Annotated in this window: 23 protein-coding genes; 10 read left to right on the forward strand and 13 right to left on the reverse strand. The window is 58.5% G+C overall.

The window, feature by feature from the left end:
• Positions 1 to 15: 15 nt before the first annotated feature.
• The gene (locus tag AWU82_RS12820) at positions 16 to 903 is read left to right on the forward strand and encodes a formate/nitrite transporter family protein (RefSeq protein ID WP_011336337.1); all 888 of its coding nucleotides are present in this window, start codon (positions 16 to 18) and stop codon (positions 901 to 903) included.
• Here the strand turns inward: AWU82_RS12820 and AWU82_RS12825 are convergent, their stop codons facing one another.
• Together AWU82_RS12825 and AWU82_RS12830 are read right to left on the reverse strand one after the other, a co-directional pair.
• Positions 904 to 2,169, reverse strand: a complete 1,266-nt coding sequence (locus AWU82_RS12825; protein WP_011336336.1) for a cation:proton antiporter — start codon at positions 2,167 to 2,169, stop codon at positions 904 to 906.
• A gap of 105 nt (positions 2,170 to 2,274) precedes the next feature.
• Positions 2,275 to 3,444 (reverse strand): MFS transporter, encoded by a 1,170-nt coding sequence (locus tag AWU82_RS12830; protein WP_064380146.1) that lies wholly within the window; start codon positions 3,442 to 3,444, stop codon positions 2,275 to 2,277.
• A gap of 219 nt (positions 3,445 to 3,663) precedes the next feature.
• Here AWU82_RS12830 and AWU82_RS12835 point away from each other — a divergent pair, with 219 nt between their 5' ends.
• Together AWU82_RS12835 and AWU82_RS12840 are read left to right on the forward strand one after the other, a co-directional pair.
• Complete coding sequence (locus AWU82_RS12835) at positions 3,664 to 4,497, forward strand: EamA family transporter (protein WP_064380147.1); 834 nt, start codon at positions 3,664 to 3,666, stop codon at positions 4,495 to 4,497.
• Positions 4,498 to 4,536: 39 nt separating this feature from the next.
• On the forward strand, positions 4,537 to 4,920 hold the full coding sequence (locus AWU82_RS12840; protein WP_064380149.1) for an MAPEG family protein: 384 nt from the start codon (positions 4,537 to 4,539) through the stop codon (positions 4,918 to 4,920).
• Between the two features lie 49 nt (positions 4,921 to 4,969).
• Here AWU82_RS12840 and mltA read toward each other — a convergent pair whose 3' ends face one another.
• Positions 4,970 to 6,142, reverse strand: coding sequence for a murein transglycosylase A (mltA, locus tag AWU82_RS12845; protein ID WP_064380151.1), 1,173 nt, complete (start codon positions 6,140 to 6,142; stop codon positions 4,970 to 4,972).
• A gap of 128 nt (positions 6,143 to 6,270) precedes the next feature.
• Between mltA and AWU82_RS12850 the strand changes: the two genes are divergently transcribed.
• Positions 6,271 to 6,720: a c-type cytochrome gene (locus AWU82_RS12850; protein ID WP_064380152.1), complete on the forward strand. Its 450-nt coding sequence runs from the start codon at positions 6,271 to 6,273 to the stop codon at positions 6,718 to 6,720.
• Between the two features lie 42 nt (positions 6,721 to 6,762).
• Here the strand turns inward: AWU82_RS12850 and AWU82_RS12855 are convergent, their stop codons facing one another.
• The 4 genes from AWU82_RS12855 to AWU82_RS12870 form a co-directional block, all read right to left on the reverse strand.
• Entirely contained in the window at positions 6,763 to 7,158 is a 396-nt protein-coding gene (locus AWU82_RS12855; RefSeq protein ID WP_007959697.1) for a DUF1090 domain-containing protein, read from the reverse strand.
• Positions 7,159 to 7,256: 98 nt separating this feature from the next.
• Entirely contained in the window at positions 7,257 to 8,930 is a 1,674-nt protein-coding gene (ligB, locus tag AWU82_RS12860; RefSeq protein ID WP_064380154.1) for an NAD-dependent DNA ligase LigB, read from the reverse strand.
• Between the two features lie 203 nt (positions 8,931 to 9,133).
• Positions 9,134 to 10,324, reverse strand: coding sequence for a methionine adenosyltransferase (gene metK, locus AWU82_RS12865; RefSeq protein ID WP_011336330.1), 1,191 nt, complete (start codon positions 10,322 to 10,324; stop codon positions 9,134 to 9,136).
• A gap of 18 nt (positions 10,325 to 10,342) precedes the next feature.
• Positions 10,343 to 11,338 (reverse strand): ArsR/SmtB family transcription factor, encoded by a 996-nt coding sequence (locus tag AWU82_RS12870; protein WP_064380157.1) that lies wholly within the window; start codon positions 11,336 to 11,338, stop codon positions 10,343 to 10,345.
• A gap of 271 nt (positions 11,339 to 11,609) precedes the next feature.
• On the opposite strand from AWU82_RS12870, the gene tkt reads away from it, so the two are divergent.
• The 6 genes from tkt (at position 11,610) to fba (ending at position 17,850) form a co-directional block, all read left to right on the forward strand.
• Positions 11,610 to 13,607, forward strand: coding sequence for a transketolase (gene tkt / locus AWU82_RS12875; protein ID WP_064380160.1), 1,998 nt, complete (start codon positions 11,610 to 11,612; stop codon positions 13,605 to 13,607).
• Between the two features lie 179 nt (positions 13,608 to 13,786).
• Positions 13,787 to 14,839 (forward strand): erythrose-4-phosphate dehydrogenase, encoded by a 1,053-nt coding sequence (epd, locus tag AWU82_RS12880; RefSeq protein ID WP_064380162.1) that lies wholly within the window; start codon positions 13,787 to 13,789, stop codon positions 14,837 to 14,839.
• A gap of 12 nt (positions 14,840 to 14,851) precedes the next feature.
• Positions 14,852 to 16,015 (forward strand): phosphoglycerate kinase, encoded by a 1,164-nt coding sequence (locus AWU82_RS12885; protein WP_011336326.1) that lies wholly within the window; start codon positions 14,852 to 14,854, stop codon positions 16,013 to 16,015.
• Positions 16,016 to 16,049: 34 nt separating this feature from the next.
• The gene (locus AWU82_RS12890; protein ID WP_007959706.1) at positions 16,050 to 16,271 is read left to right on the forward strand and encodes a hypothetical protein; all 222 of its coding nucleotides are present in this window, start codon (positions 16,050 to 16,052) and stop codon (positions 16,269 to 16,271) included.
• Between the two features lie 56 nt (positions 16,272 to 16,327).
• Complete coding sequence (locus AWU82_RS12895) at positions 16,328 to 16,660, forward strand: MliC family protein (RefSeq protein ID WP_011336325.1); 333 nt, start codon at positions 16,328 to 16,330, stop codon at positions 16,658 to 16,660.
• 125 nt (positions 16,661 to 16,785) lie between these two features.
• Positions 16,786 to 17,850, forward strand: coding sequence for a class II fructose-bisphosphate aldolase (gene fba, locus AWU82_RS12900; RefSeq protein WP_064380164.1), 1,065 nt, complete (start codon positions 16,786 to 16,788; stop codon positions 17,848 to 17,850).
• A gap of 140 nt (positions 17,851 to 17,990) precedes the next feature.
• Here fba and AWU82_RS12905 read toward each other — a convergent pair whose 3' ends face one another.
• From AWU82_RS12905 to AWU82_RS12925, 6 genes are all read right to left on the reverse strand, one after another.
• Positions 17,991 to 18,257, reverse strand: coding sequence for a hypothetical protein (locus AWU82_RS12905; RefSeq protein ID WP_139831546.1), 267 nt, complete (start codon positions 18,255 to 18,257; stop codon positions 17,991 to 17,993).
• Between the two features lie 32 nt (positions 18,258 to 18,289).
• Positions 18,290 to 18,682: a hypothetical protein gene (locus tag AWU82_RS12910; RefSeq protein WP_139831547.1), complete on the reverse strand. Its 393-nt coding sequence runs from the start codon at positions 18,680 to 18,682 to the stop codon at positions 18,290 to 18,292.
• Between the two features lie 51 nt (positions 18,683 to 18,733).
• Positions 18,734 to 18,856 carry a hypothetical protein gene (locus tag AWU82_RS29330; protein WP_256576103.1) on the reverse strand — a complete coding sequence of 41 codons (123 nt, stop codon included), beginning with the start codon at positions 18,854 to 18,856 and terminating at the stop codon, positions 18,734 to 18,736.
• 130 nt (positions 18,857 to 18,986) lie between these two features.
• Positions 18,987 to 19,583: a hypothetical protein gene (locus tag AWU82_RS12915; protein ID WP_139831548.1), complete on the reverse strand. Its 597-nt coding sequence runs from the start codon at positions 19,581 to 19,583 to the stop codon at positions 18,987 to 18,989.
• A 428-nt stretch (positions 19,584 to 20,011) separates the two neighbouring features.
• Positions 20,012 to 20,746: a hypothetical protein gene (locus AWU82_RS12920; RefSeq protein ID WP_139831549.1), complete on the reverse strand. Its 735-nt coding sequence runs from the start codon at positions 20,744 to 20,746 to the stop codon at positions 20,012 to 20,014.
• 154 nt (positions 20,747 to 20,900) lie between these two features.
• Positions 20,901 to 21,389, reverse strand: a complete 489-nt coding sequence (locus AWU82_RS12925; protein ID WP_064380166.1) for a hypothetical protein — start codon at positions 21,387 to 21,389, stop codon at positions 20,901 to 20,903.
• Between the last annotated feature and the right edge of the window lie 59 nt (positions 21,390 to 21,448).

Below are 21,448 nucleotides of genomic sequence, written 5' to 3' on the forward strand. Positions count from 1 at the left end.
CACCGGTTTCCCGCCATGACCACACCAACAGACGGCAAGACCCCCGATCTCTCGGCCAAGGAACAACACGAAGTCGAGAAAAACCAGCCGCCCCGCGCGGCGGTTCTGCATGAAATCATCCGCAAACAGGGCGACCAGGAACTGGAGCGCAGCATCGCCGCGCTGTGGTGGTCGGCGCTCGCGGCCGGGCTGACCATGGGCCTGTCGCTGATGGGCATGGGCCTGCTCAACTCGCGTCTGCCCGAGGGCGATGAATTCAAGGTGATCGCCAGTTTCGGCTACTGCGCAGGCTTTCTCGCGGTGATCCTCGCCCGCCAGCAACTGTTTACCGAAAACACCCTGACTGCCGTGCTGCCGGTGATGACCAAGCCGACCCTGGCCAATTTCGGCCGGTTGATCCGGCTGTGGACGGTGGTGCTGTTCGGCAACCTGTGCGGGACGATTCTGGTGGCCTACGTGATGCTCGAACTGCCGATCTTCGACAGCAAGACTGACGTAGCCTTCCTCGAAATCGGCCGCAAGGTCATGGAGAACCATGCGAGTCAGATGTTCGCCAAGGGCATTGTCTCGGGCTGGATGATCGCCACCATGGTCTGGATGATTCCGTCCATGGAGAGCGCGAAGATGTGGATCATCATCCTCATCACCTATCTGATGGCACTGGGCGATTTCACTCACATCGTGGTGGGGTCGGCGGAGGTGTCGTATCTGGTGTTTGCCGGCGAGCTGCCATGGAGTGACTTCTGGGCGGTGTTTGCCGGGCCGACCCTGGCGGGGAACATCATCGGCGGCAGTTTCATCTTCGCCCTGATCAGTCATGCGCAGATCCGCAGTGAAAGCGGAAAGCCGAAAGAGTCTGCGGATCAGGCCGAAAAGCCCGATCCGCAGCAGATCAAGAAATGATCAATGGTGCGCGGGCTCGGCAGCGCTCGCCGGCTCGTCGCGCGTTGCATGTTTGACCAGTTTGCCGATGGTCAGGCCCTGCAACAGGATCGATGACAGCACCACGATGTAGGTGATGCTCAGCAGCAGATCGCGCTCCGGGCCCAACGGCAGGGCCAGGGCCAGTGCCACCGAAACACCGCCGCGCAAACCACCCCAGGTCAGAATCCGGATAGTGCCGCGCGGCACGGTGCGCCAGCGCCGCAGCAAGACGATGGCCGGGGCCACGGTGAGCAGGCGCGACAGCAGAATCGCCAGCGCCAGCAGACTTGCCGCCGCCACGTGCAGCCAGTTGAACGGCAGCAGCAACAGCTCCATCCCGATCAGCGCGAACAGCAGGGCGTTGAGCATGTCGTCGAGCAATTCCCAGAAACCGTCCAGGTATTTGCGGGTCATGTCGTTCATCGCCAGGTTGCGACCGAGGTTGCCGATGATCAGACCGGCGACCACCATCGCGATCGGCGCCGAGACGTGCAGCTCGGTAGCCATCGCCGAACCGCCGATCACCAGCGCCAGGGTCAGCATGACCTCGATCTGGTGCTGCTCGATGCTTTTGATCATCAGGTACACCAGATAACCGATCAGCCCGCCGAACAGCACGCCGCCGATGGCTTCATGGGCAAACAGCATGGCCGTGGCGCCGACGGTCGGGGTTTCGCCCAGTTGCGCGATGCCCAGCAACACGGTGAACACCACCACGGCGGTGCCGTCGTTGAACAGCGATTCGCCGACGATGGTGGTCTTCAGCGGCTTCGAGGCGTTGGCCGTACGCAGCACGCCGAGTACCGCAATCGGGTCGGTCGGGGAAATCAGCGCGCCGAACAACAGGCAGTAAAGGAAGCTCACGTGCCAGCCGAACAGGGCAAAAATGTAGTAGGCGAGGCTGCCGATCACGGCGGTGGCGATCAGTACGCCGAAGGTCGCCAGCAGGCCGATGGGCCAGCGGTAGCTGCGCAGGTCGTTGAGGTTCACGTGCAACGCACCGGCGAACAGCAGGAACGAGAGCATCCAGTTCATCAGCAGATCGCCGAAGTCGATCTGGCCGATCAGTTGCTGTACGCGCTCTTCGAGACCGGGGTAACCGAGCAGGCTCAGGCCTTGCAGCAACAGGGAAAACATCAGTGCGGTAACCATCACGCCGATGGTTGGGGGCAGGCCGATGAAGCGGAAATTCACAAAGGTGAGGAGGGTGGTGAGGCAGATGAAAGCGGCGACGAGTTCAAGCATCCGGGGTCCTTTGGATGGGGGTGGAAAGACATCGCGCCCGTTCATGGACGCAAGGGTTGGATGGACTGACGCCGGGTGGGGACACAATTGTGTCCCCCGGGAAAATCAGCCGGACACATTGACCGCAGCGACACCCCGACGTTGCAGGTAGATGAAAAACAGCGCCGTCAGCACCGTTAGCACGCCCACCAGCGCGCCGGTCCACGGCAAGTCCGCCAGATCCGCGCCGCTGGCTACTACCAGTCCACCGATCCACGCCCCGGCGGCATTGCCGAGGTTGAACGCGCTCTGGTTCAGGGTCGAGCCTAGGTTCGGTGCTTCATGCGCCTGATCGATGATCAGCAGTTGCAGGATCGGGCACAGGGCGAAGGCAAAAATTCCCCACAGCACCAGCGTGATCGCCGCGGGAACCACCGAGCGACTGGTCTGGCTGAACGCCGTCAGAATCACCACCACCGCCAGCGCGACACCCACCAGCGACGGCAGCAGACGACTGTCGGCCAGGCGCCCGCCGAGCATGCTGCCGCCGGTCAGGCCGACGCCGAACAACAGCAGCATCACGGTCACTCCGTGAGGGCTGACGCCGGTGATGTCCTGCAGAATCGGCGCGATGTAGGTGAACACGCTGAACAGACTGGTGGAGGCCAGAACGCTCATGCCCAGCGCCAGCAACACGTTGACCTTGCCCAGCACCTTGAACTCGCTGGCGAGGTTGGCCTTGTCCATCGGGATGTGTTTCGGCAACCACAGCCATTGGGCGAGGGCCGCGATCACACCGATCACCGAGACCGCCCAGAAGGTCGAGCGCCAGCCGGCGTACTGACCGAGCGCAGTGCCCAGCGGTACGCCAAGGACGTTGGCCAGGGTCAGGCCGGTGAACATCATGGCAATCGCCTGCGCCCGTTTGTTCGGCGCGACCAGCCCGGCGGCCACTACCGAACCGATGCCGAAGAACGCGCCGTGGCACAGTGCGGTGACGACCCGCGCCGCCATCAACGTTGCGTAGTTCGGCGCCAGCGCGCACAGCACGTTGCCGAGGATGAACATCAGCGTCATGCCCAGCAGCGTGGCCTTGCGCGGCATGTTGGCGGTACCGATCGCGAGGATCGGCGCACCGAACACCACGCCCAGGGCGTAGCCGGTGATCAACAGGCCCGCATGGGGAATGCTCACCGCAAGGTCGCGGGCGACATCGGGCAGCAGGCCCATGATGACGAATTCAGTGGTGCCGATGCCAAAAGCGGCAACAGCGAGTGCAAGCAAGGCGAGTGGCATGCGCAAGGTCTCTGTCGGTAGTCTTGACGCTTTGATCAGGCATACGCAGGCCGGCGACCGGTCTCGGACGAGAACGGGGCAGGCAGGAATTATTGGAATTTGTCTGTGCGCAACTGAGTGCGGCGTGGTCGCTTGCAGTATAAACAGCTGCTGACACATCGCGAATCAATAATCTGACTAATTGGCTCAGGCTCAACAACAAGAACAAAGGAGTGGCACGTGCTGGCGACAGCTCTGGTGTTGGTGGCGGCGCTGTTGCACGCAGCGTGGAACACGTTGATCAAGTTCAGCGCCGAACGGCTGCTGGTGGTGGCCTGCATGGACAGCGTGGCGCTGTTGTTCGTCGCGCTGGCGTTGCCTTTCATCAGCCTGCCGCCGCCGGAAATCTGGCCGTGGATTCTGGCGTCGGCGGCGTTCGAGCTGCTTTATCGCTATCTGTTGATCCAGGCCTATCGGGTTGGCGACCTGGGGCTGGTCTATCCGTTGATGCGCGGACTGTCGCCGCTGGTGGTACTGGCGCTGACCCTGATCTTCGCCGGCGAGGTGCTGACCACCCAGCAAATCTTCGGGATCCTGCTGATCCCGCTGGGCATGGCTTGCCTGCTCTGGCAGGGCGGCGGCGGGAAACATTTGCCGTGGGCGATGCTGCCGGTAGTGGCGCTGATCGGCTTGTGCATCGGTTGCTACACCTACATCGACGGTCAGGCATTGCGGCGCTGGTCGCATCCGCTGGATTACCTGGTCTGGGTCACGCTGCTCAGTGCCTGGCCATTCCCGTTGCTGGCGGGGGTAGCGAAAAGGCCGGCGTTCAAACTGTTCTGGCGCGAGCAATGGAAGCTGGGGCTGGCGGTCGGGTTCTGCGTGTTGTTCAGCTACGCTCTGGTGCTGTGGGCGATGAAGTTGGGCTCGATTGCCGAAGCGGCGGCGTTGCGTGAAATCAGCGTGATCCTGGTGGTGCTGTTCGGCATGCGTTACCTGAAAGAACCTTTCGGCCGGCCGCGGCTCTTAGCCTGTGGGCTGGTACTGGTCGGCATGCTGGTGATGAAGTTCTGACCGCCCGGCAACTCTAAAACTCGAAAGAAGGACGGTGTTATGACGGTGGCTTTGTGGTGTGTGTTGATCGCGATCTTTCTGCCCTATCTGTGCACCGTCGTGGCCAAGGCCTCGGGTGGTTTCAGACTGCGGGACAATCATGATCCCCGGGACTTTCTGGACAGCGTGGATGGTGTGGCGCGCCGTGCCCATGCGGCGCAGCTGAACAGTTTTGAAGTGACGCCGGCGTTTGCGGCGGCGGTGATCGTCGCGCACCTGGTGGGCACGGCAGAGCTGGTGACGGTCAATGTGCTGGCGGTGCTGTTCATCACCAGTCGCCTGCTCTACATCATTTGCTATCTGGCGGACTGGGCGGCTTTGCGCTCGTTGGTCTGGTTCGTCGGGATGGCGCTGATTGCCAGCTTCTTCTTCGTTTCGGTCTGAACCTGAAAAGATCGCAGGCTGACGAGGCCTGCGATCTTTTGCATTGTACTTACGGCTTGTCGGCCACCTGCGGCACTTGCGGCAACGCCGCGCCTTTCGGCCAGAGCATCCAGATCTGCCCTTGCTGCTTCATGTCGCCGGCCAATTGTCCGGCGGCATCACCGGTGCCCCAGAACAGATCCGCACGAACTTCGCCGGCAATCGCGCCGCCGGTGTCCTGTGCCGCAACCGGGCGTACCAACGGCGTGCCGTCCGGGCGGGTGGTCGACAGCCACAGCAGGCTGCCCAGCGGAATGACCTTGCGGTCCACCGCCGCGCTGTAACCAGCGGTCAGCGGCACATTCAGCGAACCGCGCGGGCCTTCGTTGCTGTCCGGGTTGCGGGTGAAGAACACGTAGCTCGGATTGCTCGCCAGCAGTTCCGGAATGCGCGACGGGTTGGCCTTGGCCCAGTTGCTGATCGCGCCCATGGTCACCTCTTCTTTTTTCAGCTCGCCCTGTTCCACCAGCCAGCGGCCGATCGGTCGGTACGGGTGACCGTTCTGGTCGGCATAGGCGATGCGCAGCTGGCGACCGTCCTCGGTCTGGATCCGCCCCGAACCCTGAATCTGCAGGAATTGCAGGTTCATCGGATCGGTCAGCCACGCCACGACCGGCGCCTTGACGCCCTGGCTCTCGATGGTCGCCGCGTCGTCGTAAGGCTTGAGCACACGACCTTCGAGGCGTCCGCGCAGACGCTTGCCTTTCAGCTCCGGGTAAATGCTGTCCAGCGACACAATGATCATGTCTTCGGGCACGCCATACACCGGCACGTTGGCGGTGGCGGTTTGCGTCAGGCTGCCGGGGTACACCGGTTCGTAGTAGCCGGTGATCAGGCCGTTGGGATTGTCGTTCTCGGCGCGCAGGCCGAACACGTCAAGGTTCTGCTTGAGGAAGGTGCGAATGTCGCCAGCGCTCTGCGGCACGTTGGCAGCTGCCGCGCAGGTCGGGCCCCAGACCGGGTCAGCCTTGAGCCGGGTGCAGGCGCTGCGCCAGGAACCGAAACCGGCGACCAGATCGCTATCGGACACCGCCGGCAGGGCTTCCCAGGTGGCGCTGGAGTAGGTGGCCAGGGCGTGGGTTTTCGGCTTGGCGCTGTCGCCACCGGTGCAGCCGGCGAGGATCGCCAGCAGCGGGAGGGTAGCGATGAGCGGATGACGCCAGGCCTTGAAACGGCTGTTCATGGAGAATTTCCTGTGCCGGTTGCAGAAGTGCTCCATGCGCTCAAGCAACCCTTATTGTTAATAGGGCTATTGGTGTTTGGCGGTGACCCGAGGATACTGGCCGCCGATTTCCGTGACCTGAAGCCACCATGACTCTCAAAAGAATTTCTGTTGTATTGCTGGCCTGTCTGAGCTTGTCCGCCTGTGGCGGTGTCGACCCGAATTCCCCGCTGGGTCAGCGCAAGGCGATCTTCAAGCAGATGCTCAAGACCGGTGAAGACCTGGGTGGCATGTTGCGTGGGCGCATCCCGTTCGACGGAGCGAAATTCGCCGAAGGCGCGGTCAAGCTCGATGCGTTGTCCCATGAGCCGTGGAAACATTTCCCGCAGGTGCGCGAAGAAGATCACACCAGCGCCAAGGATGATGTCTGGCAGAAACAGGCGCGCTTCCAGGAAATGGCCCGCACCCTTGAAGCGGCCACCGGTGAACTGGTGATCGCCAGCAAGGTTCAACCCTACAAAGCCAGTAACCTGGGGCCTGCCGTGCAGAAAGTCGAAGATGCCTGCAGTGCCTGCCATAAAGAGTTTCGCGACCACTGATGTTCAAGGGATCACGGTTTTTGGCTGTGATCCCCGGCTTTCTTACTTGTCGAGTTCGTCCAGCGCGTCCTGCAATTCCTTGCGCGATTCGGCGAGCTTGTTCTTGCGCTTGTCGATCTTCTCCGGATCGCCTTTCTTCATGGCCTTGTCCAGATCAGCCTGACGCTTGCTCACTTCGTGCTTGGCGTCGAGCACCTTGTTTTCGCGTTCTTTCTTCAGGCCGGCGTCGGTGCAGTGCTCGGTGACTTCGCGCAGGGCGGTTTCGAGGCCGGCCTGCTGGTCGGCGTTGCCGCGGGACTTGGCCTGTTCGATCTGGTTGATGATGCCCTGCTTCTTGGCGGCACAACCGGTCAGGCCCGGCGCGTCTTCGTCGGCCATCACGGGGGCGGCGAGGACTGCGCAGAAAGACAGCAGGGCGAGCGGTGCGAGAAATTTCATAAAAGCTCCATGTGCAAAGGCAATCGTATCGGTGAAGCACTGCGCTGTTGGAGCGCTCCGGCGGACATTGGGTTCCCGGTTGGCCGGGGATTGCGCATTCAGAAGCCGTCGACACCGGCGGCTTGCAAGGTTTTACTCAGGGCCAGCACCTGCGGGTCGCGAAAAAAGGCGCTCAATTGCGCCGCACGGCCCGGGCCGATCCCGGCTTCTGCCTGCCATTGTTCGGTATTGCGTTGTGCCAGCGCCTGCCATGAATCGGCAAGTGTTGCCTGACCTGTCGGCGGCAAACCCAGGGCTTTGAGCCACTGCGCAAACGGTCGTTGGCGGGCGCTGTGAAAACTGTGCAGCAGGCGGGCACTGCTGCGCTCGCCGAGACCGGCAATGTTAGCAAGCTCCGGGCCGTCGAGGGTCAACCAATCCAGCAGGCTGTTCAGGCGGCCTGTTTCCAGAAGTTTCTCCCAAGTGCCGCGACCGACATGCGGCAGCGCCAGTCCCTGCTTGCCGCTGAGCCAGGTCAGGCGCGCGAGGAACTGGCTTTCGCAGCCCGGCGTCGGTTGCCAGCAGCTCAGGGCGTGAAAGTCGCTGGCCAGTGGAACATCCAGAACAGCGCGTTCGGTACTGCGCAGTACCACGCTGTCGAGGCGCGGAATCGTCAGCCCGGCCAGGCTGATTGCGACCTGATCGCCGGGGCGGATGTCCAGTTCCTGCCAGCGCCTGAGCGAACTGACGCTGACTCGTTTGATCTGCCGGTCATCGAGCATCACCGGCGACAGCTCGAGCACCGGCGTGATGCGCCCGGTACGGCCGACCTTGAAGTTCACCTTGCGCACATCGGCCAGTGCCTGGGCGAACGGGTATTTCCAGGCGACAGCCCAGTAGGGCGGACGAGCCTGCCAGCGCTCGGCGGGCGGTCGCAGGCTCTGGCGCAGAACCACGCCGTCCGTGGCGAATGGCAATGGCGAGCGATACCAGTGATCGCGCCAGTGTTGCGCGTCGTTCAGGCTGGCGACGGCCTGGGTGTAGGGCTCCGTGGTAGGAAAACCGAATTGTGTCAGGGCCGCGATTCGCTCCGGCAAGTCCTTCGGCCCTTGCGGCCAGTCCCAGACAAACAGCCCGATGCCGGCGGCGTGTTCCGCGTCGAGATCCTTGCGTCCCAGCAGGCCGGCCACGGTGGCGCGGGCGTTGGCGCTGCCGGCACGTGCCTGCATGTGTCCGTTCAAGCGCCAGTAGAGTTCGCCTTGCACCAGCAGATCCTGCGGTTGCGTCAGCTGTTGCGGAATGGCTCCGATCTTTTTGGCCGACGCCGTCCAGTCCTGCCCGCGAACACCATCCCCGCGACTGATCGCCTGATGCAGTCGGCCGTCGCGATAGATCAGGGTCACCGCCACGCCATCGACCTTGGGTTGTACCCAGACGTTTTGGCGGTCGCGCAGCCAGGTGGCGATGTTCGCCGCATCATGAAGTTTGTCCAGGCCGGTGTGCGCGACCGGGTGCGCAACCGGGCCTGATGCACGCACCGGCTCGGGCGGTGAAGGAAGTTTGAAGCACTGGCGCCATTGGTTCAGGCGCAGGCGGGACTGATCGTAGAGCTCATCGGCGATCACCGAGCGGCCTTCGCGATGATAGGCGTCGTCCCAGCGATCGATCTGTTGTTGCAGGGCGGCGACTTCGCTCGATGCCCGGGCGGCGGCCCAGTCGGGGCAGTCGCCAGCGAAGGCGTTGAGGTGGAAAACCGGCAGGAAAAACAAAAACAGGCGCAGTGTGGCAAGCATCGTGAGCGTCCTTGCTCAGGGAGATGCTTGAAGGCTAGGCGAGGATTTGTTGTTGAGAGAGGTGGGTGTTTTGCGAGCTGTTTCCGATCCGGATGTGATGTTGTTGACTCGGGCCTCTTCGCGAGCAAGCTCGCTCCCACAGGGTACGAATGAAAAAGCCCCGCACGGCGAACCGTGCGGGGCTTCTTGTACCACCAGGAAAATTACAGGCCGGCAGCGGAACGCAGAGCGTCGGCGCGGTCGGTTTTTTCCCAGGTGAACGTGGAGAAGGTGTCTTCGCCAACGGTCTTGGTCTGCGGAGCACGGCCGAAGTGGCCGTAGGCTGCGGTTTCCTGGTACATCGGGTGCAGCAGGTCCAGCATGGTGGTGATCGCGTATGGACGCAGGTCGAACACTTCACGGACCAGTTTGATGATCTTGTCATCGCTGATCTTGCCGGTGCCGAAAGTGTTCAGCGAGATCGAGGTAGGCTGGGCCACACCGATCGCGTAGGAAACCTGAATTTCGCAACGCTCGGCCAGGCCGGCCGCCACGATGTTCTTGGCAACATAACGGCCAGCATAGGCCGCCGAACGGTCAACCTTGGATGGATCCTTGCCGGAGAACGCGCCGCCGCCGTGACGGGCCATGCCGCCGTAGCTGTCGACGATGATCTTGCGACCGGTCAGACCGCAGTCACCTACCGGGCCGCCAATGATGAACTGGCCGGTCGGGTTGATGTGGAACTGGGTGTCCTTGCTCAGCAGTTCGGCAGGCAGCACGTGCTTGACGATCAGCTCCATCACGCCTTCGCGCAGGTCGTTGTACGACACTTCCGGGTTGTGCTGGGTCGACAGAACCACGGCGTCGATACCGACAACCTTGCCGCCTTCGTAACGGCAGGTCACTTGCGACTTGGCGTCCGGACGCAGCCAAGGCAGCAGACCCGATTTACGGGCTTCGGCCTGACGCTGTACCAGCTGGTGCGAGAAGGTGATCGGGGCCGGCATCAGCACGTCGGTTTCGTTGCTGGCGTAGCCGAACATCAGGCCCTGGTCGCCGGCGCCCTGATCTTCAGGCTTGGCACGGTCAACACCCTGGTTGATGTCAGGGGACTGCTTGCCGATGATGTTCATCACGCCGCAGGTAGCGCCGTCGAAGCCGACGTCGGAGCTGGTGTAGCCGATGTCGCAGATCACGTCACGAACGATCTGCTCCAGGTCAACCCAGGCGCTGGTGGTCACTTCACCGGCAACGATGGCCACGCCTGTCTTGACCAGGGTTTCCACCGCAACGCGTGCGTGCTTGTCCTGGGCGATGATGGCGTCCAGCACTGCATCGGAAATCTGGTCGGCGATTTTGTCCGGATGTCCTTCAGACACGGACTCGGAGGTGAAGAGGGAGTATTCGCTCATCTCGATGTTTTCCTGAATTTACCGATGGTGAGTGTCGCCAGCCGGTCGCTGAAAATGGCGAACCTGGATCTGGAAACCATTACGTAAGCCTACATAGAGGCTTTCCCCGGGAACGAGTCCCGCAGCGGTGGCCCAACGGGCCAGATCGTCCTGTTCAAACCCCAACCACAGATCACCGCAGGCCTCCCTGGCCCAACTCTGGTTGTGGCTACATAACTCTGTCACGAGCAGGCTACCGCCCGGTTGCAGCAGGCTGGCCATGTGCTTGAGCGCTTCGGCCGGCGCGGCGAAATGGTGCAACACCATGTTCAACACCACGCAATCGGCCTGAAGGCTCACGCCATTCAATGCATCGGCCAATTGCAGGCTGACGTTAGCCAGCTGTTCACGTTCACATACCTGGCGGGCCAGTTCGAGCATCGCCGCACTGTTGTCCAGTGCGGTTACGGTGCCGAAGCGGCGCGCCAGTTCCGGCAGGAATGCACCATCGCCGGGGCCGACTTCAATGGCCGTGGCAGCGCCATTGAAGTTCAGTTTGTCGAGCAGGGCCAGCACGCTTTCACGGTACTGCGGCAGGCCGGCAATCAAATCCTGCTGGGCGCGGAATTTCTCCGCGACCCGGGCGAAAAAGTCCTGGCTGTTGGCCGCGCGTTGCCCGTGAACCTGTGCGATCCGGGTTTCCACGTCCGCCGGCAGTGCCAGATTGTCGACTTCTTCTAACAACGCAGCGTGCAACTTGCCGCCCAGCAACTCAGTGTGAGGCAGGGCGCGGCGATAGAACACCGCATTGCCTTCGCGGCGAGTCGCCACCAGATCCGCCTGCGCCAGCACTTTAAGGTGATGGCTCATGCCGGACTGGCCGATACCGAAAATCTGCGCCAGTTCCAGTACGCCGAACGAGTCGTTGGCCAGAGCGCGCAATACATTCAGCCGCAGCGGATCGCCGCCGGCCTTGCACAGGGCCGCCAGCTCGTCGCAATCGTCATGGCGAATGGAAGGCACGCGTAAGTTCATAGGGCTGGCAGTCTAGTGACGGCCGGAAGGCATCGCAAGGTCTATATCAAAAAGTTTTGATATTGCTCGATGGATGGCGTATTCGATTGCACTTCTCACTGCCCGGTTAACTCTACAAACGAACAGCGGAAAGGTTTCACCAACCGAAACCGATGTTATCCATTGGAAAAACGCCTCCGGATGACTATCTGTCATTGCCCCGAGGCGCTCCGGTGAGGGAAAATGCCCTCCTTTTTTCCGTTTCAATCTATTCACACCCAGGAGATCAGCGATGCCTAGCCGTCGTGAGCGTGCCAACGCCATTCGTGCCCTCAGCATGGATGCCGTGCAAAAAGCCAACAGCGGCCATCCCGGTGCCCCCATGGGTATGGCAGATATCGCCGAAGTGCTTTGGCGCGACTACCTCAAGCACAACCCGAGCAATCCATCGTTCGCCGACCGTGACCGCTTCGTGCTGTCCAACGGCCACGGCTCGATGTTGATCTACTCGCTGCTGCACCTGACCGGCTACAACCTGTCGATCGACGACCTCAAGCAATTCCGTCAACTGCACAGCCGCACCCCGGGTCACCCGGAATTCGGTTACACCCCGGGCGTTGAAACCACCACCGGCCCGCTGGGTCAGGGGCTGGCCAACGCCGTGGGCTTCGCCCTGGCAGAAAAAGTCCTGGGCGCGCAGTTCAACCGTCCGGGCCACAACATCGTCGACCACCACACCTATGTGTTCCTGGGTGATGGCTGCATGATGGAAGGCATTTCCCACGAAGTCGCTTCCCTGGCCGGCACGCTGGGCCTGGGCAAGCTGATCGCCTTCTACGATGACAACGGCATCTCCATCGACGGCGAAGTCGAAGGCTGGTTCACCGATGACACGCCGAAGCGTTTCGAATCGTACAACTGGCAAGTGATCCGCAACGTCGACGGTCACGACCCGGAAGAGATCAAGACCGCCATCGAGACCGCTCGCAAGAGCCCGCTGCCGACCCTGATCTGCTGCAAGACCACCATCGGTTTCGGTTCGCCGAACAAGCAAGGCAAGGAAGATTGCCACGGCGCCCCGCTGGGTGACGCGGAAATCGCCCTGACCCGTCAGGCGCTGAACTGGAACCACGGCCCGTTCGAAATCCCGGCCGACATTTATGCCGAGTGGGATGCCAAGGAAAAAGGCCGCGCTGTGGAAGCCGAGTGGGACCAGCGTTTCGCTGCTTACTCCGCCGCGTTCCCGACCGAAGCCAACGAACTGATCCGCCGCCTGAGCGGCGAGCTGCCGGCCGACTTCTCCGAGAAGGCTGACGCTTACATCGCCGACGTTGCTGCCAAAGGCGAAACCATCGCCAGCCGTAAAGCCAGCCAGAACGCCCTGAACGCGTTCGGCCCGCTGCTGCCGGAAGTGCTGGGCGGTTCGGCTGACCTGGCCGGTTCCAACCTGACCCTGTGGAAAGGCTGCAAAGGCGTCAGCGCCGAAGATGCCAGCGGCAACTACATGTACTACGGCGTGCGCGAATTCGGCATGACCGCGATCATGAACGGCGTTGCCCTGCACGGCGGTCTGGTGCCTTACGGCGCGACCTTCCTGATGTTCATGGAATACGCCCGCAACGCCGTGCGCATGTCCGCCCTGATGAAACAGCGCGTGATCCACGTCTACACCCACGACTCCATCGGTCTGGGCGAAGACGGCCCGACGCACCAGCCGATCGAGCAACTGACCAGTCTGCGCAGCACGCCGAACCTCGACACCTGGCGCCCAGCCGATGCCGTTGAATCGGCGGTGGCCTGGAAAAACGCGCTGGAGCGCAAGGACGGCCCGTCGGCGCTGATCTTCTCGCGTCAGAACCTGCAGCACCAGACCCGTGATGCCGGCCAGATCGCCGACATCAGCCGTGGTGGCTACGTGCTGAAGGACTGCGCAGGCGAGCCTGAGCTGATTCTGATCGCCACCGGTTCGGAAGTTGGTCTGGCCGTTCAGGCCTACGACAAACTCACCGAGCAGGGCCGCAAGGTGCGCGTGGTTTCCATGCCATGCACCAGCGCGTTCGACGCTCAGGACGCCAGCTACAAGCAATCGGTCCTGCCGTTGCAGGTCAGCGCACGTATTGCGATCGAAGCGGCTCACGCCGACTTCTGGTTCAAGTACGTGGGTCTGGAAGGTCGCGTGATCGGCATGACCACCTACGGCGAATCGGCTCCGGCCTCGGCACTGTTCGAAGAGTTCGGTTTCACCCTGGAAAACATCCTGGGTCAGGCTGAAGAACTGCTGGAAGACTAAGGCACATCGCGGTGATCTCATGATCACCGCAATCCTTGTGGGAGCTGGCTTGCCAGCGATAGGGCCATCCGCTTCAACATACATGTTGCCTGACCGGACGCTATCGCTGGCAAGCCAGCTCCCACATGTGATGTGTCGCAAATAAGCATTGCGTCTGCCTGCGTATATCGAGAACCCCCATGCCTCAACCGCGTCCCTACAAAGTTGCACTCAACGGCTACGGCCGGATTGGTCGTTGCGTCTTGCGTGCGTTGTTCGAGCGAGGCGAGAAGGCCGGGTTCGAGATTGTCGCGATCAACGATCTGGCCGACATGGCCAGCATCGAATACCTGACACGCTTCGACTCCACCCACGGCCGGTTCCCCGGCGAGGTGAAGGTCGACGGCGATTGTCTGCATATTAATGGCGACTGCGTGAAGGTTTTGCGCAGTGCCACCCCCGAAGGCATCGATTGGGCGTCGCTAGGTGTCGATCTGGTGCTCGAATGCTCCGGCGCTTACCACACTCGCGCAGACGGCCAGCGCTTTATCGACGCCGGCGCGCCACGAGTGCTGTTCTCGCAGCCGATGGCCAGCGAGGCGGATGTCGACGCCACCATCGTCTACGGCGTCAATCAGGATTGCCTGACCGGCGACGAACTGCTGGTGTCCAACGCCTCCTGCACCACCAACTGCGGCGTGCCGCTGTTGCGGCTGCTGGATCAGGCGGTCGGTCTGGATTACGTGTCGATCACCACGATTCACTCGGCGATGAACGATCAGCCGGTGATCGACGCCTATCACCACGAAGACCTGCGCCGCACCCGCTCGGCGTTCCAGTCGGTGATTCCGGTGTCCACCGGTCTGGCGCGTGGTATCGAGCGCCTGCTGCCGGAACTTGCCGGGCGAATTCAGGCCAAAGCCGTACGCGTGCCGACGGTCAACGTGTCCTGCCTCGACATCACGATGCAGACCGCGAGCGACACCGACGCCGGAGAGGTCAACCGGATCCTGCGCGACGCCGCCACCAGCGGCCCGCTCAAAGGTCTGTTGGCCTACACCGAATTGCCTCACGCCAGTTGTGATTTCAACCATGACCCACATTCGGCCATCGTCGATGCCAGTCAGACCCGCGTTTCCGGCCCTCGGCTGGTGAACATCCTGGCCTGGTTCGACAACGAATGGGGTTTTGCCAACCGAATGCTGGATGTTGCAGAACACTATCTGCAAACAGCGACTTCAAAAAAACCGTAGGAAGTGCGACCCATGACCGTGTTGAAGATGTCCGACCTCGATCTGCAAGGTAAGCGCGTATTGATCCGCGAAGACCTCAACGTCCCAGTCAAGGACGGTGTTGTCACCAGCGATGCGCGTATCCTGGCTTCGCTGCCGACCATCAAGCTGGCCTTGGAAAAAGGCGCGGCCGTGATGGTCTGCTCGCACCTGGGTCGTCCGACCGAAGGCGAATTCTCCGCCGAGAACAGCCTCAAGCCTGTCGCCGACTACCTGAGCAAGGCTCTGGGCCGCGAAGTGCCGCTGGTGGCTGACTACCTGGGCGGCGTTGACGTCAAGGCCGGCGACATCGTGCTGTTCGAAAACGTGCGCTTCAACAAGGGCGAGAAAAAGAACGCCGACGAACTGGCCCAGCAATACGCTGCCCTGTGCGACGTGTTCGTGATGGACGCTTTCGGCACCGCGCACCGCGCCGAAGGTTCGACCCACGGCGTGGCCAAGTTCGCCAAGGTCGCTGCTGCCGGCCCGCTGCTGGCTGCTGAGCTGGACGCACTGGGCAAAGCCCTGGGCGCCCCGGCCAAGCCAATGGCTGCCATCGTTGCCGGCTCCAAGGTCTCGACCAAACTCGACGTCCTGAACAGCCTGAGCCAGATCTGCGATCAACTGATCGTCGGCGGCGGCATCGCCAACACCTTCCTCGCGGCGGCCGGTCACCCGGTCGGCAAGTCGCTGTACGAGCCGGACCTGCTGGACACCGCGCGCGCCATCGCCGCCAAGGTCAGCGTGCCGCTGCCGGTGGACGTGGTTGTTGCCAAGGAGTTCGCTGAAAGCGCCGAAGCGACCGTGAAGCTGATCGCTGATGTTGCTGCTGACGACATGATCCTCGACATCGGCCCGCAAACCGCGGCCAACTTCGCCGAACTGCTGAAGTCGTCGAAAACCATCCTGTGGAACGGCCCGGTCGGCGTGTTCGAATTCGACCAGTTCGGCAACGGCACCAAAGTGCTGGCCGAAGCCATCGCCGAAAGCGCGGCGTTCTCGATTGCCGGCGGTGGCGACACCCTGGCGGCCATCGATAAATATGGCGTGGCGGAAAAGATCTCCTACATTTCCACCGGCGGTGGCGCGTTCCTCGAATTCGTCGAAGGCAAGGTGCTGCCGGCCGTTGAAGTCCTGGAAAGCCGGGCCAAGGCCTGAGGCCGCCCGATTGGCCAGGCAAAGGAGTGTTCAGATGGTCAAGTCGTTAGCGCTGTTGTTGCTGACCGGTACATTGGCGGCCTGCGGGAGTAACCCGAAGGCCGAGCCGACACCGGCACCCGGCGAGGCACAGAAAGGCTGCTACCAGGCCGACTGGCAGGCCGAAACCAACCCGGTGCTGAACAAGCGCTCGGGCCCGGACGGTCTGGACAAATACGAGACGCAAACCCCGGCCAAGGAACATGGTTGTCCTTGACCGGTCTGACTCTTTACTCAAGTCCGGCGGCGTGCGCTGCCGGTCGAGGAACACGGATGAAAGGCCTGATCGCCGTTGCGGCACTGGGATTGTTGGGTGGTTGCGCGCAGTGGAACCCGTTCCAGTCGTCCGCCCCTGTCGATAACTGGACCACCTGGACCTGCGACAGCCAGGCCAAGGTGCTTTGGCGCTTCACCGATGCCGCCCGCAAGGAAGTCGATGTGCGCCTGGGCGGTGGCGATCAGGTCTATCGACTGAAAGAAGAGCCGGGCGCCTCGGGCGCGCTGTACAGCGATGACATGCTGGCGTTTCACATCAAAGGTGAGGAAGGCCTGGTTTACTGGGTCGCCACCAATGATCTGATCGGCCGGGGCTGCAAAGCCGAATAAAACAGAATTTGCTGTATCGAATCACCAGGCCGGGCCTCAACCCCCGATCTGCAATCACTTGAATAGCCGCCGCCGCTCCGGCAGGCTGGCACGATTAACGACCCAAACCGGGAGAGAGACACACAATGGCACTTATCAGCATGCGCCAGATGCTGGACCACGCAGCCGAGTTCGGCTACGGCGTTCCAGCCTTCAACGTCAACAACCTTGAGCAGATGCGCGCCATCATGGAAGCCGCTGACAAGACTGACTCCCCGGTGATCGTTCAGGCTTCGGCCGGTGCCCGCAAATACGCCGGCGCCCCGTTCCTGCGTCACCTGATCCTGGCGGCGATCGAAGAATTTCCGCACATCCCGGTGTGCATGCACCAGGACCACGGCACCAGCCCTGACGTCTGCCAACGCTCGATCCAGCTGGGCTTCAGCTCGGTCATGATGGACGGCTCCCTCGGCGAAGACGGCAAGACCCCGACCGACTACGAATACAACGTCCGCGTGACCCAACAAACCGTAGCCATGGCTCACGCCTGCGGCGTTTCGGTTGAAGGCGAGCTGGGCTGCCTGGGTTCGCTGGAAACCGGCATGGCCGGTGAAGAAGACGGCATCGGCGCCGAAGGCGTTCTGGATCACAGCCAGATGCTGACCGACCCGGAAGAAGCGGCTGACTTCGTCAAGAAGACCCAGGTTGATGCCCTGGCCATCGCCATCGGCACCAGCCACGGCGCCTACAAGTTCACCAAGCCACCTACCGGCGACGTGCTGGCAATCGACCGCATCAAGGAAATCCACAAACGCATCCCGAACACCCACCTGGTGATGCACGGTTCCTCGTCGGTGCCACAAGAGTGGCTGGCGATCATCAACCAGTACGGCGGCGACATCAAAGAAACCTACGGCGTACCGGTTGAAGAAATCGTCGAAGGCATCAAGCACGGCGTGCGCAAGGTCAACATCGACACCGACCTGCGTTTGGCGTCCACCGGCGCCATGCGTCGCCTGATGGCCACCAACCCGAGCGAGTTCGACCCACGTAAATTCTTCGGCGAAACCGTGAAGGCCATGCGCGATGTATGTATCGCTCGTTACGAAGCTTTCGGTACTGCCGGCAACGCTTCAAAGATCAAGCCGATCTCGCTGGAAAACATGTATCAGCGTTATCTGAAGGGTGAGTTGAACGCCAAGGTCAATTGAGACTGTATGTTGAGCTGATTGAATAAGAAATCCGCCGAAAGGCGGATTTTTTTTGCCCGGAAGCTGGACCTCGGCGCCGTATGAGCTGTAACTCGTCTGTAAACACGGGTTATTCCATCAATAATTTGGAGCTCAGTAGATCATTTAAAATTTATGAATTCATAAATTATGATGCTCTGCTTTGGACTTGGTGCGGTGGCAAAAAAACTCGACGTATCAAGTACTGTTAAAGGAGTAACGTCTTTTAGATGGTAAACTATGAGTTTTGCCGGAGAACTGGGAGCTGAGGCTATAATTGCTCCCGCTTTAGTATCAACTCCTTTGAAAATCATCTTTTGGTGAATTTTCCCATTATGTTCAAATGTTACTTCTTCGCCTTCTTCCCAAGCCCATGGTTGTTTGGCCATTTTCCTGATCTCCATTCCGAATGTTTTAGTCTTTATTTATTCATGTGAGCGGCTATGGGTGACTGCATATATTTAAGTGCTTGGTTGATGGTTTGAGAAATGATCAATGTGTTATTTGAGTTGCTGGAATTGCCAAGGCTGCTTTCATCAATAATTATCGGACCAAACACGTTTTTTATTGCAACTATAGAGGTGGCTGTGGGAACAGGCGTGGAGATACCGGTGCGCTCGTCTTTCACAATGATTGTCTCATTGACGGTGTCGAAGCCAATAACTTCGCCAGCAACTAGCGTACCGTCCGACAGCCAGACTAATACAAAAGCGCCAACCGAAATAAGCGCTATTGGTATTGGCTGCGTTGTAGGTGCAGCTGTTGGCTGTATAGCAATGTAATTTGTTGATTTGCCTGTAATAATACTGATCATTTGAGTCACCATTGATATTTGATTCGACTGTATTTTGGATCCAGCCGTTTATTAAAGCTCATCACGATGTTCAGGGTTTTTCAGGTCTTTGAAATCAAATCCGATCGGATCGTATTTGATCATGGGGACGGACTGATAAAGTTGCGAAGCCAGCGTTGTGGTGAAGTTTTGCATGACAAGTCCTGTGTGTTAAATGTTTTAGCGCTCAAGGTTTAAGCTGTGTCTTTACCTTGATCTCCAAGATGTCAGTTGAAACTGCTGGCTTGTCCAGATTGGAGGTCGCAACGTGAGAGCTGTTATCAGATTATATTTGCCTTAGTCTATTCCCCCAAAGTTCGACTACTTCAGTGGTTTCGTCAGCTTTGATTGTAGCGGCAAACTCGTAGTTTGGATGAGGATCAAGTCTCGCAGTCATTAACGTTAATTTTTGCCAAATATAGGACTGATTCAGCTCTTTACCTTGGGTGCCACTGACATAAGCTGGATTGGTTTGAGTATCCCAGTCTTTCTCAGTATATTTGCCACCTTGTTGCTGGATGTAGGACGGTATTAAGAGTGGACGTAGATTGGGTTCAGTCCCCCGTTGACCAGGGTTAACTTCACGAATTTCGGCAGAAGTTACAGTCCATGTGATACCTGGCGTGTTGTTATGTTGAGCATCAGTATCATTTCTACTCGATGCACAACAGTCGGACACAATAAGAATTTCGTTGTTCTTATTCGTTTGCAGGATGAGTGCCTGAATATCCTTTGGACGGATCTCTATTAGACTGTCATTTTCATCAACTACTATGATTTTTTCTTTCTGAATTTCTTCAATGGTTCCACTTCGTAGCCTGTTTTTGACAATTGCATTAAAGGCAACATAATTTCGATATAGAACGAGAACATTTTTATTCATTTTCTTTACCTCCCTTTAGCATCTACGATGCGGTATTTCTTCTGGCATTGGAACTGTCACATCTGACAGGTTTTTATACCGGTTCGCTATGTCACCGAGTCCGATCAGTAATAGCTGTGTGAAAACGCAGTCTTCCGTAGAAGCCAGCCTTGATCATCGGGCGTATTGCCGAGGCGATGACTCAGGCCTTGGCGAATCATCAGGGCCGAGTGAACGGTGAGTTGTTTGCTGATATACAGCGGGAATGGGATGCAGGGCGGCTAGTGGCACTGAATGACTCTGTCGGCTAAGTATGAAGCGCGACCCGTATTTGATTCCTGTCGGCTGAGTTGAAACCAGGGTAGAGCCGGGGGCAGATTCATGTAATCGATCAGAAGATAAATAAATCTGTCCCTTCTATTCTTAAATTAGTCCCGCTTTTCTTAGTTTCAGGAAGGTGCATATTTGGTAAGGGTGAAAGTAACGGGCATTTCCGATGTTTCTATTGTTTTTTTTGCGAAAACGGTTACGGTCAGTATTTTTTCAGTCAAAGTTGGCTGCGGGTAGCTGTTCTTCGTAGATGTTGATGAATCATTATTGAATTTTTTGTCCCAGTCGGCGGACGAGATGCCGGCTGGTGGATGGATGACGCGAGTTGCTGGTAAAACCTCAAGGGGTTCTTCATTTACTGTGATCGACTGGACTTTCCACGTTAGTATTGGTCCGAAGTTGGAGTAGGTGGCTTGCCTTGAATCATATTTACCCGGTATACCTGGGATAGTAGAGTTGTCACCAGCAACAAAGAGTTCACCATAATGTAATGAATTCGCCGGGTTTTGGTAATCCAATGTGGAAGCGGGTGGCTTATGGGATAATTGATTTCCAGCACCAAAGTTTCCATTAGAAACAATTGGGAGGTCTATTCTCGTCATAAAACCGCTTAATGTGTTTTGCGTTGGCGGATAAACGTGCTCTGTGTTTGGCTGGTCGATGATTATCGCTTTTATTTGTGATGCGGGGATGTTAACAGCCTGGCCGGTATTCGGGATGATAAGGATAGAGTCAGTGTTTATTTCTGCTATTTTTCCATTCACTAATTTTATTTTATTATCTGATTGTGCTATCAATTGAATGATATTGGATCGAAAGTAGCTCACGCTAATGGTGTCATCGTTAATGCTCATTAGGATTCTCCATTAAAGAACAGAAAAAAGTGACAGATTTTTTTGTTCCGATTTTGATTTCAGAAAAATAAATCTGTCACCTTTGATTCTGGTCACCTTTGATTCTCACCTTTCATGCTGCTGGGGTATTTTTCTTTTGTTGATTTTTTTGTTATTAGCTTAAAACTAAGACAAAAGGATTTTTTAAAGCTCTCATGAGCAAGAAAAAAGGATCCATGAAAGGTGCTTTATCCCAAGTGTATACGCACGAATCGGTTTGTTTTTTGATAATGACAATATTGCTGGTACTGGTAAATTGAGGTTCGAATACTGGGGACGTTTGGGTCGGTGTTGACGAGGCGTGCCTCACATCATTTAGGTCGGGTGGAGAAAAATTTCTAGATGTATCGAAGTTAAATTCGCTTACTATAAAAGCGCGGTCATTAATTTCTTCATAATTTACTTTTTGTATGTCATCAAGGTTTACGATTTTTCTGATGTTATTTTCTGATTCCAACTCTAAAGTTCTTAGTTTGCTGTTGACGGACCTGAGTTTTCCTTTCAGTACTTTAGGTTTTTTGTTGTCTAATGATATCAAGCTGATCTTGCTGTCAAGCATATAAAAAATATAAATCATATTTAGTTTGTTATCTGATTCGCTCATTTTTTCAATCTCCTTGAAGGGTGTTGCGTCAGATTGGATTCTTTTTTCGGCGTCGGCCA

Source organism: Pseudomonas glycinae (genome assembly GCF_001594225.2).
GTDB lineage: Bacteria > Pseudomonadota > Gammaproteobacteria > Pseudomonadales > Pseudomonadaceae > Aquipseudomonas > Aquipseudomonas glycinae.

Bases quoted from the DNA above. Each gene is read 5' to 3' on its own strand.
- AWU82_RS12820 (WP_011336337.1), top strand. From the start codon at position 16: ATGACCACACCAACAGACGGCAAGACCCCCGATCTCTCGGCCAAGGAA.
- AWU82_RS12825 (WP_011336336.1), bottom strand. From the start codon at position 2,169: ATGCTTGAACTCGTCGCCGCTTTCATCTGCCTCACCACCCTCCTCACC.
- AWU82_RS12830 (WP_064380146.1), bottom strand. From the start codon at position 3,444: ATGCCACTCGCCTTGCTTGCACTCGCTGTTGCCGCTTTTGGCATCGGC.
- AWU82_RS12840 (WP_064380149.1), top strand. From the start codon at position 4,537: ATGACGGTGGCTTTGTGGTGTGTGTTGATCGCGATCTTTCTGCCCTAT.
- mltA (WP_064380151.1), bottom strand. From the start codon at position 6,142: ATGAACAGCCGTTTCAAGGCCTGGCGTCATCCGCTCATCGCTACCCTC.
- AWU82_RS12850 (WP_064380152.1), top strand. From the start codon at position 6,271: ATGACTCTCAAAAGAATTTCTGTTGTATTGCTGGCCTGTCTGAGCTTG.
- AWU82_RS12855 (WP_007959697.1), bottom strand. From the start codon at position 7,158: ATGAAATTTCTCGCACCGCTCGCCCTGCTGTCTTTCTGCGCAGTCCTC.
- ligB (WP_064380154.1), bottom strand. From the start codon at position 8,930: ATGCTTGCCACACTGCGCCTGTTTTTGTTTTTCCTGCCGGTTTTCCAC.
- metK (WP_011336330.1), bottom strand. From the start codon at position 10,324: ATGAGCGAATACTCCCTCTTCACCTCCGAGTCCGTGTCTGAAGGACAT.
- AWU82_RS12870 (WP_064380157.1), bottom strand. From the start codon at position 11,338: ATGAACTTACGCGTGCCTTCCATTCGCCATGACGATTGCGACGAGCTG.
- tkt (WP_064380160.1), top strand. From the start codon at position 11,610: ATGCCTAGCCGTCGTGAGCGTGCCAACGCCATTCGTGCCCTCAGCATG.
- epd (WP_064380162.1), top strand. From the start codon at position 13,787: ATGCCTCAACCGCGTCCCTACAAAGTTGCACTCAACGGCTACGGCCGG.
- AWU82_RS12885 (WP_011336326.1), top strand. From the start codon at position 14,852: ATGACCGTGTTGAAGATGTCCGACCTCGATCTGCAAGGTAAGCGCGTA.
- AWU82_RS12890 (WP_007959706.1), top strand. From the start codon at position 16,050: ATGGTCAAGTCGTTAGCGCTGTTGTTGCTGACCGGTACATTGGCGGCC.
- AWU82_RS12895 (WP_011336325.1), top strand. From the start codon at position 16,328: ATGAAAGGCCTGATCGCCGTTGCGGCACTGGGATTGTTGGGTGGTTGC.
- fba (WP_064380164.1), top strand. From the start codon at position 16,786: ATGGCACTTATCAGCATGCGCCAGATGCTGGACCACGCAGCCGAGTTC.
- AWU82_RS12905 (WP_139831546.1), bottom strand. From the start codon at position 18,257: ATGGCCAAACAACCATGGGCTTGGGAAGAAGGCGAAGAAGTAACATTT.
- AWU82_RS12910 (WP_139831547.1), bottom strand. From the start codon at position 18,682: ATGATCAGTATTATTACAGGCAAATCAACAAATTACATTGCTATACAG.
- AWU82_RS29330 (WP_256576103.1), bottom strand. From the start codon at position 18,856: ATGCAAAACTTCACCACAACGCTGGCTTCGCAACTTTATCAGTCCGTC.
- AWU82_RS12915 (WP_139831548.1), bottom strand. From the start codon at position 19,583: ATGAATAAAAATGTTCTCGTTCTATATCGAAATTATGTTGCCTTTAAT.
- AWU82_RS12920 (WP_139831549.1), bottom strand. From the start codon at position 20,746: ATGAGCATTAACGATGACACCATTAGCGTGAGCTACTTTCGATCCAAT.
- AWU82_RS12925 (WP_064380166.1), bottom strand. From the start codon at position 21,389: ATGAGCGAATCAGATAACAAACTAAATATGATTTATATTTTTTATATG.